The following is a 14,149-nucleotide window of genomic DNA, read 5'->3' as shown; positions in this document are numbered from 1 at the left end:
ACCTGCGGTTCTGGCCGGCGTTCCTGCAGCGCGCGATCCCGCTCATCGAGCGCGGTCGCGGCGACTTGGCGCTGCACTGCATCGAGTGATCCTGGATCACCTGGCGTGGCCGCGCGGTCGGGCCACTGATCCGCGAGTCATTGCTGCGCCTTCTTCCCGATGACGAGTGGCCCGAGACCGAGGCCATCGCGGCTGGTGGAACCGGCAGGACGACCCCGAGATCGACCTTGTCGGCGCAGACCGCGAGCCGGTGGCCCGGAAGGTGCATTTCGTCGGGTCCGTCAAGTGGCTGGAGACCAAGCCCTTCGGTCGTCATGAGTGAGACGCTCTCGTGAGGGACATGCTCGCTGTCCCCGGCACCGGTCCCGACACGCCGCTGGTCGTGGCCGCACGTTGCGGGGTGGCCGACGGTCTGCCGATGACCGCGTATTGGGGTCCGAAAAGGATCTCGTACGAGCGTGGCAGTCCCGCTAGCTGCAGTGTTCCGGCATCTCGTGGCACGGTCCTGAGCCCTCGGGTGGCGGCGGTCCGCCGTGGCCCCGTTCGCCCGGCGCCGTCTTGGCCTCCTCCGGCCGCCAGCAGCAGGGGTGCTCGGAGTCGCCCGAGCCGTGACCGGACCAGCGGGTGTCGCAAAGGGACGGACGGATGCCGGTTGTTCGGATGGCCTGGTGAGGCCCTCCATCCGCAAGCACATCAGCTCACGGCAGCCAACCCCGCCTTGCGGCTGTACTCGCCCCGGCAGTACAGCAGCGCATCCCGCGGGAACGTCGAGCCTCCGTCGACCCGGGCGATGACCAGCAGATGGTCACCCGCTTCCACGGTCTGCTCCACGCGGCACTCCGCATATGCCAGGGCAAGGTCACTCAATATGGGCGCGCCACTCGCGACGTCCGACGGCTGCCACCGCACATCAGCGAACTTGTCCTGCCCCTTGCCTGCGAAGACGTTGGACGCCTCAACACCCGAAGAGGCCAGGAAGTTGACCACGAAGGATCGCGAGGAAAGGACGGCGGGCAGTGTCTGCGAGGTCTTGCTGATGCTGATCAGCAGAAGGGGCGGGTCGGCTGACACTGCGCAGATGGCATTGCAGGTGAAACCGCGAGGCATTCCGTCGTTGTCCATAGCCGTGATGATGGAGACAGAGGTGGGGAATGATCCGAAGATGTCGCGGAACTGCTGAGGGGGTACGGGCATCAGAGCCTCACCATGATTCTTGTGTCGGGTGTGCGCGGTTGGACAGCGGATCAGAGCAGCTCGTGCTCGATCTCACGAAGAACCTTGTAAGCCCGGTCGACCTCGTTGCGGTCCTTGTGGACGAAGAACACGACGCCCGGCGACGAGTTGAGATCCACCGTCGGCCTTGTTTCCCCGTTGTCGGCCACACGGAAGCGGAGGCTTTCGAACGCGGGAAGGTCCTGTAGAGCCTCCCTGATGGCACAAGCCGGAAGCCTCACCGCGCGGCGCGCGAAGAGGTTCACACAGCGCGCGTGCTCGTTCTGCTCGTACCGCAGTGGGCGGCTGAGAAGCAACCGGGCATCGGCCGTGTAGCAGTCCAGCGCGAGACTGACCTGGTTGGCGCCCGTGCAGCGATCCAGAGCCGGAGGGTTGGCGAGACCCGAGATGCGTGCGCCCGTCTCCAGAAGAACTGGACCGTCGTGCGTCAGAATCAGCTCGGTGTGGGCGGGGCCGTTGGTGATGCCGAGCCCGTCCAGGACGTCGGACACGTAGGGAACGATCTGCTCGAGGCGGAGGTCATCCGGCTCAAGCAGGTCTTCGTAGTCGTAGACCTTCCGCTTCTCGGACAGGACGGTCTTCGCACTGACCCAGACGTCCGTGCACCAGTGCCTGCCGTCCCTGCTGACCGTGTTGACGATGAATTCGTCCCCGGCCAGGTACTCCTGGATCAGGACGGACTCGTTGGGCCTGAGCATCAGGTTCGTCTTACCGATGATGCGATCGAACGCCGTGGTCACCTCCTCGTCAGTGTCACAGGTGAAGACATCATCCGACCCTGCGCTGTCGAGTGGCTTGACGACCACACGCCCGAGTTTCTCCTGGCGCCGCCACCTCAGCAGATCTGCCGCTCCACCGGCACGCAGCTGCCGTGGCGTGCGTATCCCTGCAGCGGATAGAACTGCCATCATGCGGGACTTGTCCCGTCGCGCGGACGACAGTGACGGGGTGTTCCCCCTCAGCGCGAGTGCCTCCGCGAGTTCGTCGGCGACCTCGACACCGAACTCGCTGGCCGGAACGACCCCTACGGGGCTGCGCTCGGCCAGCTTCCTTCGTACGTCGTCGGTGTGGCCGGGATAGGTGAGATCCTCGTCGAACAGATCGGTCGGCAGGCTCGCCGCGAAGGTCTCGGGCAGTTGGGCACGGGAGCGGACATGCGTCACGCGGTAGCTGTCGGCGGCCTCGCGCGCGAGCAAGGCTCCCGTGGAGAGCGCGTCCACCAGGACGAGGGTGGGCTTGGTGTGAGCGGGCGGCGTCATTTCAGGCTTTCGCTGACTGTCAAGGGATGCAGAGACGGGGGTTGTCTTTGAGCGCGCGTGCGCGGCTGTCATAGCGATGTGCGACGTGGTTGAGCATGGAGTACAGACGATCCGAGCTGAACCGGTCCGTCCGGTGACCGGAGCCCGTGCGAGACAGCGGCAGCCTCCCGCGGGATCCCCACACCAGAGCGCCTCGATCGTCGATCACGCACGTTGCGGCACCCATGTTGTCCGGGTGAAGGCAGAACGGGATGTCCAGCAGTCCGTCGGCGAACGCCTTCACGAAAGCCAGGCTGATATCGGGGTTGAGATTGAGGACGGACTCGATGATGAGTCTCGCCTCCTCGATGACTTCGTCGAAGAAGGCATCCTCCACCGCCGTTGCGGGGGCAGGAGGGCCCTCCGCGGCTTGCGACGACAGTCGGAGAGCAGCCAGGTTCTCCGCCACGCTCGGTATCTGCCATGCCTCGGACACGGTCTTCACGATGAGGCGTTCACACCCGGTGTCCCGGGCGAGCCGTGCGCTGTCGCGGATGAGTCCGGTCGCGCCGTCAGGCGTGCGAGGGAACAGGCCCATGTACGTGTACAGGACCACGTGCCAGGTAACGTCCCCCAGATACTCCGCCGCGAGGGAACGCATTGCCCGGAGCGCTCCACGGTCCTGGGCGGGCAGCGTTCCCTGCGCATAGCTGAGTGACATGTGGCGCAGGCCGTGCTGCCGGAAGAAGCACCCTTCAAGCACCGCCATCGCGACCGTGAGCGAGGGCGGACACAGCTGCCCGAGCAGACAGCCCCCGAAGCTCTCGATGTGTCCGAACTCGGTCTCGGAGGCCAGGAACTGGACGCTCTCCTTCCAGGCTTGCACCGCGTGGGCGAGCGGTAGACGACTGTAGGGAAGGCAGTACGACACCGGACCGCCCTCCGTCGCTTCCAGGCCGACTTCCACCAGGCTTTTGAACACCTGCAAAGGGAGCGCTGTGCCGTGGCGCACCTGAACAGGAAAGGTGGGGCCGTACAAGCCGTCGAGCATGCCCTGCGTCGCACGGGTCGGGTGCGACAGCAGCGGGAAGCCGTTCACCTCCTCGCCGGCGGCCAGCCGTTCCAGTGGTGTCGTGTAGTCCCCGACGCGGGTGTAGCTGTCGAGCGTCAGTGTTCCCACGGCGGGGACGTCCAGTGCGGCGACCGCTTGCAGCCCCGACTCCATGGTCTGGAGCTTGCCGAAGCCCATGCGTGGCTGGACGACGAGTTCGTCCCGGCGGTGTACGTCGGCGATGAACCGATCGAAATGGCCGGACACTTCACCGACCCGAGATCAGCTCGAGCGTGCGGCTGCCGGTCTGAGGGTCCACCGTCTCGATCTCTGCCTTGTGCGGGTCTCCGACACGCACCCGGGCGATCATTGACTCCTTCGTCTGGAAGTCGACCAGGGAACTCCGGTAGAGCGTGCGCAGCTGGCCGATCGTGAGAGCGGAAACCTCTTTGAGCCAGGTGATGACGTCCTCGGTGTCGGACTCCCCTCGCAGGGCGAGGTGCAGGTCCGCGACACGGCCGGCCATCTTGGGGTGGCAGTCGTCGACGAATCGCGCCAGCCGTGCTCCTTCGTCGGTAAACGGGGAGAAGACCATGGCAACGAGAGCGTCCTCCTGGAGTGCAAAGGCGTCCAGGGCATACTCCGCGGACATACCGCGCCGTTCCGTGATCTTCTCGGACGTGTCGTAGCGGCTGAGCGCCAGTTGGATGAGGCGCTCCGGCATCTCCTTCTTGTGCATCATCATCTCGGCCAGCTGCAGGTACTCCTTGATGCCGGCTTCGTAGGTCCGTCCCTCGACGTATTGCGTCCGCAGTCCACGAAGGTGGGCCATCAGCGTCGGATTGGCGCAGTCGGACTCAGTGAAACTGAAGGCCAGATCGTCGAACTGGAAACCCAGGAAGTCGACGATCAGCTCCCAGTGGTCGTGTACGCGGTAGCTGACGAGGTCATAGATCGAGATGAAGGCGGGCTGCAGCGAGCGGTCTCCCGTGGCGACCTCACGCTCCGCGAGTTCGGCGATACCGTCCTCGCCGAACAGCTCCTGGAAATAGGTGTTGGCGATGCCGCGCAGTGCGGTGAGCAGTCCGCGGAAGCCCATGCTGCGGCACTGTTCCACATCGATGCCGCTCTCCTTGGCCAAGCGGAGGATCCAGGCGGAGTAGAGCAGCTGCTCGCGTCTCGAGTCACCGGTCATGATCGCGTCGACGCCGCCCTGCCACCAAGCGGCACGGCCGTAGAAGTCGGCCACGGCGAGATTGCAGCTGTTGCAGAAAGTGGGTCGCCCGTCGCCTGCTGAGCGGTGTCCGTTCATCAGGACATCGACGCGGTTGATGGTGCGCAGCCGGTCAGGCAGCGGCAAATCGACGCAGAACCGGCGAATCTCCGTGTGGTCGACCGTGATCAGCTCGCAGCGGGGGTCGTCGAGCAGCTCAAGGGCCCGGTACACCCGGTCGATGTTCTCCATCACCGCGGTGGGAACACCCGCGTGCCGCATGTTGGCGACGCGCATGACGAAGGTGCGGCCGTGTGCCAGCTGCAGGTGCAGTTGGACCGCGCGCACGAAGGCGACGACGTACGAGCTGTCCTTGCCGCCGCCGTAAGCGACCATGACCTTGTAGTCGGCCAGCTGCCCGACTCCGCCTGCGGCCTCGATCAGCTTGTCACCGACCGATGCGATCCCGTGCAGTTCGACGGCGCTGAGGTAGCTGCTCAGCGTTTCGTGGAGCGTGCTGTCGCTCTCGCGGCCGTACGTGGGCGACTGATTGCTCATAGCGAAGATGCCTCGAATTCAAAGTTCTCGATGATGCGGTGGATGTCGGCTTCCACCTGTTCCTGTGTCTCGTGCAGAAGGATGAATCTGCCGCTGTGCAGGGCGTCGTAGGCGCCTCCCGGCTCCAGTACGTCGCCCACCTCCGGAAGGAGCTCGCGCCAGATGCTCGGCACCTGTTCACGCATGGGCGTCGCCTTGAGCACGCGGGCCGGCAGTTGCGTGGGCTTGGGCAGGACGAGCCAACCACCCGACGGGTCCGCCGGCTTGTCCGGTAGCCAGATCCGCTCCCCGGCCAGCGCTCGCAGCCAGGTTTCGAAGAGGTTGACGTCAAACAGCTTGTTGAGGAGGTGTGGCACCTCGCTGCCGCCGACGCGGCCACCGATCTCGAGGAAGACCAGTTCGTCCGACGGAGTCACGAAGAGTTCCAGATGGAACGGAGTGGTACTCATGCCGAGCGCGGATACGCACCTGCCTGCGAACTCCTCGATCCGGTTCCGCAGCCCCGACCGTTGGACGATCACCGAGCCCAGGGGGGACCCGGTTCCGAAGGCGAGACAGTCATTGACGTACCGGGACACAGCCTGGAAGCGGATCCGCGCATGCTCGTCGACGAAACCGTCGACGTGGTAGACGGCTCCTTCGACGAATTCCTCGACCTCGTAGCGCCCGAGGTCGAGGGTGGGCAGCAGCTGAGCCAGCGCGGCTTCGTCATCGACACGGTGGACGCCGATACTTGCGGCGCCGTCCACCGGCTTGACGATGACCGGGTATCCACAGGATGCCGCGAAGGCGCGGCTCCGCTCCGCGTCCTCGCAGGCTGCAAAACGAGGGACACGGACGCCCGCCTCGGCAAGTACCTGCTTCATTCGGACCTTGTCCCGGTACACTGCGACCTCTGCGGGAGTCGGCCCGGGCAGCCCGAGGTCCTCACGCACCCGAGCGGCGATCTCCAGGGTGAACTCGGACAGGGCTATCAACTGGTCTACAGAACCGACGTGTTCCGTGATCTTGAGAACCGCGGCACGCAGTGATGCGAAGTCATTGACGTCGTCCACCCGCACCAGGGATGCAATCGTCGACGGGGCCGCCAGGACCCCCTCCTCGCCCAGGGCGTCGACCACGTAGCTGACTTTGTGTCGGTCGTGGTCGATGAACTCCTCGTATCTGGTCAACTCGTTGTCCCACCGCTTGCCGTCGGAGAACCGAGGCCAGCGGTTGACGATGACAATGTGCATCAATGTGTCCTTGTCGCTACGGGTTCCGGCTGGTCCCAAGGTGGAACGACCGCCGCGTCCGCCTGCCAGGCAGAGAATCCCGAGGACTTTCCAAGCCTCAGGAATCCCTGAAACTTTTCGATGGCGTCCTCACCGTTGAAAACGTCGGTGTATCCGTGGTTGAGCAAATCGCGCCGAACCCAGTCGTTGTCCGACTCTGCGATCGTGAGCTTTCCTCCCACGACAGACGGGACTTCGAGTCCGCTCTTCCGCAGAGCGGAGAGGAGAACACGCGCCCCGTGATGCCCGTGTCCATTCACACTTGACACTACGAGAAGTGAAGGACGGTATTCCTGTATGGCTTGCGTAACAGTTCCGACCGGAGTGCAGGCGCCCAGGTTCTTAACCTCCGCACCATTCTCTTCAAGAAACTTCTGAAGGTAGACAAGATTCCAGATATGTGAATCAGATTCGACAGTGGTCAACAGGCAAGGGAATCCGGCACTCACGCTTGGGCTCCTGTGGGAATTCTTTCACGGTTGTCCAGTGCTAGGCGGAAGCTGCGCATCGTCAACGGCAAAAAGAAGGTGCCGAAGGCGATGAGGGCGAGCGTCAGTACGATGACAAGCGGCTGGGTCCCGAACGTACCGCCGAAACTGGCCGTGAGTATTCCAGCGATGGGATAGGACAGCATGTTGAGCAAGTAGAAAGGACCCATCACCTTTCCCAAGTGATCTTTGGGTATTGCTTTCACTCGTTGGGTGCGGTTGAAAACGTTGTACGTCGCATCGCCCGTGAGCGTGGCCACGAATGCCGCAGCGTAAACGGTGAAGGAAGGCGCCAGACCCACGAGTAGCAGGGCCACGCACAGGAGGACGAATCCTATGGTTCCCAGCAGGTAGACGTCGAACCGCTTCAGCAGGAGTGGTATCACCAAGAGGTTGATGAGCCCGATCACCCCGACGCAGATGTTGAGCATCGCGTATGCCGAGTCCGGGGCGTCGAAGACGCCGGTCACCAGTGCCGCGTTCGCGCTCAGAACCGTCGCGATAACCAAGTTGATCGCGAAGTTCAGAACAGCAAGGAGAAGCACCGGCCTGTTCCCGAGGAGGAGCGTCCAGCCGAGCTTGAGTTCCGACAGGTTGCCGCGGACAGTGCCGGCACCCGTTGTCCGTCCCCCGCGAGGCAGCGGCAGCCAGCACAAAGCCCCCAGGGTGAACACCGTCGCAGCCAGCGCAAGCAGCCACATCTTTCCCAGCGCGAGCGCTGCCAGCATGGCCAGGCCCGGGCCCAGGGCCATGGCCAGCAACTCCATGTTCTGGACGATGGCCTGCGTGGGGGCCAGGTGTTCTCCCTTGGCCACCTGCGGAACCATCTTCTCGACGGACATCCGCACGGGTGCCACCAGCATCGACAACAGCGCGCCACTCGTCATGAGAGCTGCAGTTGTCCAGCCGGGGGCTGTGAGGCAGACGGCGACGACGCCCACGAGAACGCAAGCGCGCGCACCAGTCACCAGGGAAAAGAGACGTGCACCGCCGTCCCGGTCGGCTATGAGGCCCGCGAAGGGATAGGCCAGGAGCCCCGGCAGCCATTCAAGTGCGAAGGCCAGACCGAGCGTGGACACCTGGTTGGTGTCCTGGAAGATGAGCAGCGGGACGCTGTACAGCACCACCTGCTCCGCCACCAAGCCGAGCAGCACTCCTGCGGCGAACAGCCCTCGCCTGGCTCGCTCTGCAGGAATCACCATGCCGTGGACGCGGTACGCTCGTGCTCGCGGATCAGTGGGAGTACATGGGTGTAGAAAGTCCTCATCTCGTTCCGAGTGGGCCAGCCCGAGAAGATGAACTCGCTGACGCCGGCAGCCTTGTACTTGTAGAGATAGGCCGCCACTTCTTCGTAGCTCCCGACCACGCACAATGCGGGGCCGCCACGGTAGGCAACGGCACCGGAGTAGAGCATCGGCGAGAGCCAGTCGCCACTGGCCTGCTCGGCCAGGCGGAACGACGTCTTCACCGCCTCTGAGTCGGAGGCGCCGACGAACTTGTTCACCCACTCCTTGTGCTCTTCATCCGGATTGCTCATCATCTCCGCGAGGTCGACCAACGCCTCGTCACGCGTCGGACGCGCCAGGACGTGCATACGGATACCGACCTGGCATCCCTGCTCCAGAACCGGCCGCGCCGCCTTCGCGATTCCCTCGGGCGTGTCGCCGTATCGCAGCCAGCAGTCGCTGTGCAGCACCGCGGACTGCTGCGCGCGGTCGGACGCGCCACTGATGTACACGGTCGGCCGCCCGCCGTCCTTGAAGCCCAGGCCGAGCTGTGCATCCTCGACGCGATAGTGCTGCCCCTGGTGGGTCAGCGGGGTCTCACCCCGCCAGAAGCGGTGCAGGATGCCGAGAAACTCGTCGGACCGGGTGTACCGGTCGTCGTGTGCGAGGAAGTCGCCGTAGTAAGCCTGTTCCGCGGGCGAGATGCCTGCCACTAGATTCAGTGCGATGCGGCCGTCAGACATCCACGAGACGGTGTTTACCACCTGCGTGAAAAGAGTGGGTGACAGCAGCCCGGGACGGTACGCCAGGATGAACTTCACATGCTTGGTCTCGCGGACCAGCGCTCCGATCATGGGAAGCGGATCCGGCATGTGATAGCTGATCCCCATGAGCAGGGAGTCAACGCCGAGTTCGTCCGCCTCTCGCGCGAAGTCGACGATGCCATCGAAGTCGAGTTGGCCGGTCTGGTACTTCTCGCTAGCCCGCTGCTGGCCACTGTCCAGCGGTGAACACCAATGGAATTTCAGGTCAGTTTGCTGAAGGCCGGTCAAAGTATGCATGGGCACTGTGGTCCCCTTGGAAAGGCTCGAGGCCGTACTGTCCAGATTTTGGCAAGCAGAATTGACCGAGTCGCCGAATGAGCGCAGGAATCCCTGAACGCAGATCAGTGGCGTACGCGGTTGCGAGTTCCTCGGGGAAGTCCCAGAGGTGTAGAGAGGTGACTGCCTACCGGATCAAGCCGACTACGCGTGCCTGTCCGATCTTGCTGTCGAGAGCAGTCATCATGCCACGCGTCGAATTAGCAAGTCAAAATGATCCACAGCTCGACGGCAAGAGGCATCGAAACTGTCAAGTAACCATGCCGCCCCCTCACTTCATGGGGGACAGCACCTCAGGGAACTGTGCTAGCCTTCCTGGCTGCACGTCTGATCCTTGAATCCGTGCATCCGGCCATCGATGAAGATGCCGGCTCCCCATCCCCGGTTACCGAGCGGGGTAGCATGAGTCTCTGCGCAAGTTTCGTGCAGCATCATCTATTCACGTCAACGCTCCTGTGGCCTTTTCGGGCGCGCTCGTCCGAAGGTCCTGAACACCGGCCGCTTTCCCATGAAACTCAGAAAGGAAAAGGGCTTGTCTGCCGAGACCTCCGGCGTCAGTCTCCCCACTCCCCGTGCCCACCTGACTTCGAAGCGAACCCGTGCTGCGTTGATCGTGCAAAACAGGTTCATCGCTGGTGCACGTGAGTTCCTCAGCAGCGACGGATTCACGGAGCTTCTGCCGCCTACGATCGGGCCGGTCACTGATCCGGGTGCACGGGGTGCCAAGCAGGTCGACATCGACTACTACGGGCACCGCTTCAAGCTCATGACGAGCGGGATCCTCTACAAGCAGGCGTCCCTGCTCGCTTTCGAGAAGATTTTTCATGTGGCACCGAACGTGCGCCTGGAGCCCTTGGAGACTGCGGTCACTCACCGCCATCTCGCCGAGTTTCACCAGCTCGATGTCGAAATCGCCAACGGTTCGCGCGAGGAGGCGATGGATGTCGCCGAGAGGCTGACGAAGCACTGCGTCGAGCACGTCCTGGCCACGGCGCAGGCGGAGTTGGAAGAGCTCGGACGGGACGTGGAGCAGCTGAAGCAGGTGCTCAGCGCGCCCTACGGCCGGACGTCCCACACGCAGGCCGTCGCGAACCTGCAGGCGCGTGGTCATGCTCAGGACGCGCACGCGGAGATCGACTGGCAGGGTGAGGAGGTCATCTCCCGGACCGCTGAACAACCGTTCTTCATCACCGGTTACCCCAAGGGCTCCCGTGGCTTCTACGACAAGGAGTGCCCCGAAGAGCCGGGCGTGCTGCGCAACTTCGACCTCATATTCCCTGGCGGCTTCGGCGAGATGATGAGTGGCAGCGAGCGCGAGTCGGACTACCGCAACCTCGTCGCGCGGATCCGGGAGACGGGCGAGAACCCTGCGAAGTACGAGTGGTACCTGACCTTGGCCCGCGAAGGTATCCCTTCGAGCGCGGGCTTCGGCCTTGGCGTCGAGCGATTCACCCGGTTCCTCGGCGGCCTGGACGCCGTCTGGCAGGCGTCGGCCTACCCGAAGCTCCCCGGGCTGGCTCGCCCGTGAGCGATCTGAAGGCACCGGGTTTCCCGGACCAACAGGTCCGAGCTCGGGCCAAGTACGGTGCGGCCGAGGCGTTTCCGAACAGCCTCAGATACGGCACCACGATGTTCGGGGAGTATGTCGACGGCTCGGCCAGAGCGAGGGATTCGATCGACCGCGCTCGCCTCGTTCCCCCGGTCTTCGTGCCACGGCGCATGGAGAAGATGATCGCCCTCGGTCGGGAACCGTTGTCCGATGACGTGGATCTGTCGGCGGAAGTCGGCGGATTCCGTTCCTCCCTGCCGGTCTACGTATCGGCATTCGGTTCCACCCAAGTGGCCAATGGCGAGCTGGGGACAGCGGTCTCCCAGCAAGCCGGCCAGTTGGGTATCCCCATGGTCATCGGCGAGAACATCGTCCCCGTCTCGGGCTACGGGCGGATGGAGGGTGAGCAGCACGGCTCCCTGCTGAGCAGGATCACGGCCTACACCGACGCCGTACCGGATGGGCTGGGTGGCGTCGTCGTTCAGCAGAGCACCGAAGATGCCGATGCTGAAGTGTGGAACCTGGTCTACAGCGACCCCGCTGCACAGCCGCTACTGGAGAGCGGCCGACTGGCCTTCGAGCTGAAGGTCGGGCAGGGCGCGAAGCCCGGCGTCGGGGGCATGACACTCGTCGCGAGGAACCGAGCGAGCGAACTCTCTGCGCAGTACGACATCCTGGATGTCTACGACCAGAACACCGACTCCGTACTGCGCTGCAGCAGTCCCGGTACGTTTACCGAGGAGATCCTGCGCAACCAGATCCGGCTGATGCGCAACAACTACCCGCGATGCCGCGTGTGGGTGAAGCTGCCGCCCTCCCGTGACGTCCACCACGCCGCATCGGTCGCGTGGCAGGCCGGTGCGGACGCGGTGACCGTGGACGGCGCAGAGAGCGGTACGGGCTGGGCGCCGCGGTCCTTTCTCAACCACGTCGGACTTCCTCTGGCCGATTGTCTCGACCGTCTGGACGCTCAGGACAACTGCCTGCTCGTGACGGGTCGGATCTGGGAAGGAGCCCGAGCGGTCAAATGCCTCGCCCTGGGCGCCTCCGCCGTGGGCCTCGGCCGGGCCGCACTGGCTGCGGCCGACGAGGATCCGGAGCAGGGACTGGTCAATCTCGTGAACTGTCTTGGTGTCGAGATGCGCCTGCTGATCAGCGCGTTGGGCAACTACACCGTCGACGATCTGAGTGCGGAGGACATATGGCTGTCCGAGGGATCCGCCAGGTCTGCCGCGAACACAGAGAGGTGACCGTATGGACGCCCTCACAATGATCGCCATCGGTGGTGCAAGCGTTGCCGCCGGAGCGATCAACGCGGTGGTCGGCTCAGGTACCTTGATCACCTTTCCGACCCTGCTTGCGTTCGGGTACCCCCCGGTCCTGGCCAACGTGTCGAACAACATCGGTCTGGTACCAGGTGTCCTGAGTGCCGCTCATGGCTACCGTCATGAACTCAAAGGCCAGTCGAAGCGCCTCGTCCGTTTTGGGGCTTGTTCGTTGGTCGGAGGGCTCGTCGGCGCCCTGCTTCTCCTCGCGCTACCGGTCTCCGCCTTCGACGCGGTGGTGCCGGTACTCATCCTGCTTGCCTGTTGCCTCGTGATGCTCCAGCCCCGTTTGAACCGATGGCTGACAGCTCGCCAGGGAGAAGACAGCGACCAGGACGGCGGCATGCCGATGCTGTGCGGGGTACTGGGTGCGGGCATTTACGGTGGCTACTTCGGCGCCGCCCAAGGCGTCCTGCTCATGGGCATGTTCGGCAGCTGGCTCCGTGACGACCTGCAGCGGCTCAACGCTGCCAAGAACGTCCTCGCAACGATCGTCAACGGCGTCGCCGCCGTGGTGTTCATCGCCGTGACGGAGGTCGATTGGGCTGCCGCCGGTGTCATCGCCCTGGGCTCGACTCTGGGTGGCACTCTGGGTGCCCGCGTCGGGCGCAGACTGTCGCCTGACGCACTGCGCGGCGTCATCGCGGTGGTGGGCATCACCGCATCCGTGATCATGCTCGTGGACTGATCTCGGCTCTCGCGCGTATCCTCCGGCTCCGCTCCTCCGCGGTGCCCTCCGGCATGCGATCTCATCGGCCGCTTGCCTCGTTGTCGGTACGCCTCTGTCTGTTCAACGATTGGTGGGATCCCGTGCCGCGTCCGGTGCGTTCGCCCGTTCCCTGGCGGTCTTGGCCACACCTCTGAGCCACGCCTTTGAGGTCTTTCCGCAAGCCCCGCTCCACAGCAGTGCCCCGCCGACGGTTCTATGCCGCCGGCGGGGCACTGCTGCTCGACGTCTGGGTGTCAGCGATCGTAGGTGCCGGCCTGCGCGCTGTGAACGGGGAGGACCACTCGGAAGCGGAGAACGTCAGCGCGGGGCCGAGGGGCCTGCCCGCCGTCGAGGAGTTCTTCGCCGGCCTGATCAAGGCGCGCTGCCCGGGTGAGTACGCGCACGGGGGCTGCGGGGTCTCCGACGCGCACGCCGGTACCGAGAACCGGAGGCGGGCAAGCGTGTGTACGACTGCCGTTACACCTGCCTCACGGCGCGGCTCAACAAGGGGATACCTCCTGCCCAGGTCGCCGAGTGGGCGGGGAACAGCGCGCCCGTGCTCCTCGCTGTCTATGCGAGGAGCATCGCCGGCCGGCTGGCCGACTATCTGAAGCAGATCGAAGGCATCCGGTACGTTCCCGAGGCGGGATAGGTCGGATGCGGTCGAGGGCGATGCGGGATTCCACGCAGATGGGGTCCCGCACCGTCCTTCGGCATTGCTCGGCGGGCTTTCGGGTGCATGTGAGTGGCCTGGGAGACAGCCGCCAGGCAGACACGACCTGACCTGCGAAAACGTCGCCAGTCTGACGTGGAGCCACTGGCGCCCCCGGCAGGACTCGAACCTGCGGCCAAGCGCTTAGAAGGCGCCTGCTCTATCCACTGAGCTACGGGGGCCGGGTGTGGCCTCGGCGGCCTGGAGCCCTGGTGGGTTGTCCGTGACCTTGCCGGGACGCCGGGACAAGGATAGGGCTCCGATCACCTTGACCCGGATGCTTCACCTGCGTGGCACGATGTGGAGGTTCGGTGAAGCGAACCGATAATCGCAGGCAGGTGCGATTCTCGCAGCGCTTTTTTCGCCTCTGGGCCCGGGTGTTGTGCACTCGTTATGCCTGCGCCCCACTCGTCCCGTCTGTTCCGTCTGTCTGATCGGCGCGCAGGGATGCTTATACGCTTCAAAAAGACTCT

Annotated in this window: 13 protein-coding genes and 1 tRNA gene; 5 read left to right on the top strand and 9 right to left on the bottom strand. The window is 64.4% G+C overall.

Going from position 1 to position 14,149, the window contains the following annotated elements; genetic code table 11:
* The first annotated feature begins 166 nt into the window (after positions 1–166).
* Positions 167–322: a hypothetical protein gene (locus tag KK483_RS11670; RefSeq protein ID WP_262005164.1), complete on the top strand. Its 156-nt coding sequence runs from the start codon at positions 167–169 to the stop codon at positions 320–322.
* A 371-nt stretch (positions 323–693) separates the two neighbouring features.
* On the opposite strand, the gene KK483_RS11665 is transcribed toward KK483_RS11670, so the two are convergent.
* The 8 genes from KK483_RS11665 to KK483_RS11630 are packed head-to-tail and all read right to left on the bottom strand — an operon-like array spanning position 694 to position 9,342.
* Positions 694–1,194 carry a flavin reductase family protein gene (locus KK483_RS11665; protein ID WP_262005163.1) on the bottom strand — a complete coding sequence of 167 codons (501 nt, stop codon included), beginning with the start codon at positions 1,192–1,194 and terminating at the stop codon, positions 694–696.
* A gap of 50 nt (positions 1,195–1,244) precedes the next feature.
* On the bottom strand, positions 1,245–2,453 hold the full coding sequence (locus tag KK483_RS11660) for an ATP-grasp domain-containing protein (protein WP_262005162.1): 1,209 nt from the start codon (positions 2,451–2,453) through the stop codon (positions 1,245–1,247).
* Between the two features lie 58 nt (positions 2,454–2,511).
* Positions 2,512–3,789, bottom strand: a complete 1,278-nt coding sequence (locus tag KK483_RS11655) for a methylaspartate mutase (protein ID WP_262005161.1) — start codon at positions 3,787–3,789, stop codon at positions 2,512–2,514.
* 1 nt (position 3,790) lies between these two features.
* Complete coding sequence (locus KK483_RS11650) at positions 3,791–5,293, bottom strand: PqqD family protein (RefSeq protein WP_262005160.1); 1,503 nt, start codon at positions 5,291–5,293, stop codon at positions 3,791–3,793.
* Complete coding sequence (locus KK483_RS11645) at positions 5,290–6,528, bottom strand: acetyl-CoA carboxylase biotin carboxylase subunit family protein (protein WP_262005159.1); 1,239 nt, start codon at positions 6,526–6,528, stop codon at positions 5,290–5,292. Before KK483_RS11645 ends, KK483_RS11650 begins: the two co-directional genes overlap by 4 nt.
* Positions 6,528–6,992 (bottom strand): cobalamin B12-binding domain-containing protein, encoded by a 465-nt coding sequence (locus KK483_RS11640; protein ID WP_262005158.1) that lies wholly within the window; start codon positions 6,990–6,992, stop codon positions 6,528–6,530. The genes KK483_RS11645 and KK483_RS11640 overlap by 1 nt, the downstream gene beginning before the upstream one ends.
* Positions 6,993–7,012: 20 nt before the next feature.
* A complete protein-coding gene (locus tag KK483_RS11635; RefSeq protein WP_262005157.1) occupies positions 7,013–8,257 on the bottom strand; it encodes an MFS transporter in 1,245 nt (414 codons plus the stop codon).
* Positions 8,251–9,342, bottom strand: coding sequence for an LLM class flavin-dependent oxidoreductase (locus tag KK483_RS11630; RefSeq protein ID WP_262005156.1), 1,092 nt, complete (start codon positions 9,340–9,342; stop codon positions 8,251–8,253). Before KK483_RS11630 ends, KK483_RS11635 begins: the two co-directional genes overlap by 7 nt.
* 571 nt (positions 9,343–9,913) lie before the next feature.
* Here KK483_RS11630 and KK483_RS11625 point away from each other — a divergent pair.
* From KK483_RS11625 to KK483_RS11610, 4 genes are all read left to right on the top strand, one after another.
* Positions 9,914–10,909 (top strand): asparagine synthetase A, encoded by a 996-nt coding sequence (locus tag KK483_RS11625; protein WP_262005155.1) that lies wholly within the window; start codon positions 9,914–9,916, stop codon positions 10,907–10,909.
* Entirely contained in the window at positions 10,906–12,180 is a 1,275-nt protein-coding gene (locus KK483_RS11620; protein ID WP_262005154.1) for a glutamate synthase-related protein, read from the top strand. The genes KK483_RS11625 and KK483_RS11620 overlap by 4 nt, the downstream gene beginning before the upstream one ends.
* 4 nt (positions 12,181–12,184) lie before the next feature.
* Positions 12,185–12,943: a sulfite exporter TauE/SafE family protein gene (locus tag KK483_RS11615; RefSeq protein ID WP_262005153.1), complete on the top strand. Its 759-nt coding sequence runs from the start codon at positions 12,185–12,187 to the stop codon at positions 12,941–12,943.
* A gap of 484 nt (positions 12,944–13,427) precedes the next feature.
* Positions 13,428–13,616, top strand: a complete 189-nt coding sequence (locus KK483_RS11610; RefSeq protein ID WP_262005152.1) for a hypothetical protein — start codon at positions 13,428–13,430, stop codon at positions 13,614–13,616.
* Positions 13,617–13,782: 166 nt separating this feature from the next.
* Here the strand turns inward: KK483_RS11610 and KK483_RS11605 are convergent.
* Positions 13,783–13,858 (bottom strand) — tRNA-Arg (locus KK483_RS11605).
* Positions 13,859–14,149: the final 291 nt, after the last annotated feature.

The sequence above is a fragment of the Streptomyces sp. FIT100 genome, assembly GCF_024584805.1.
In the GTDB taxonomy this organism is placed as follows: Bacteria; Actinomycetota; Actinomycetes; order Streptomycetales; family Streptomycetaceae; genus Streptomyces.
The sequence above is the reverse complement of the archived record's forward strand: the minus strand, read 5'-3'. Positions and strand labels throughout refer to the sequence as shown.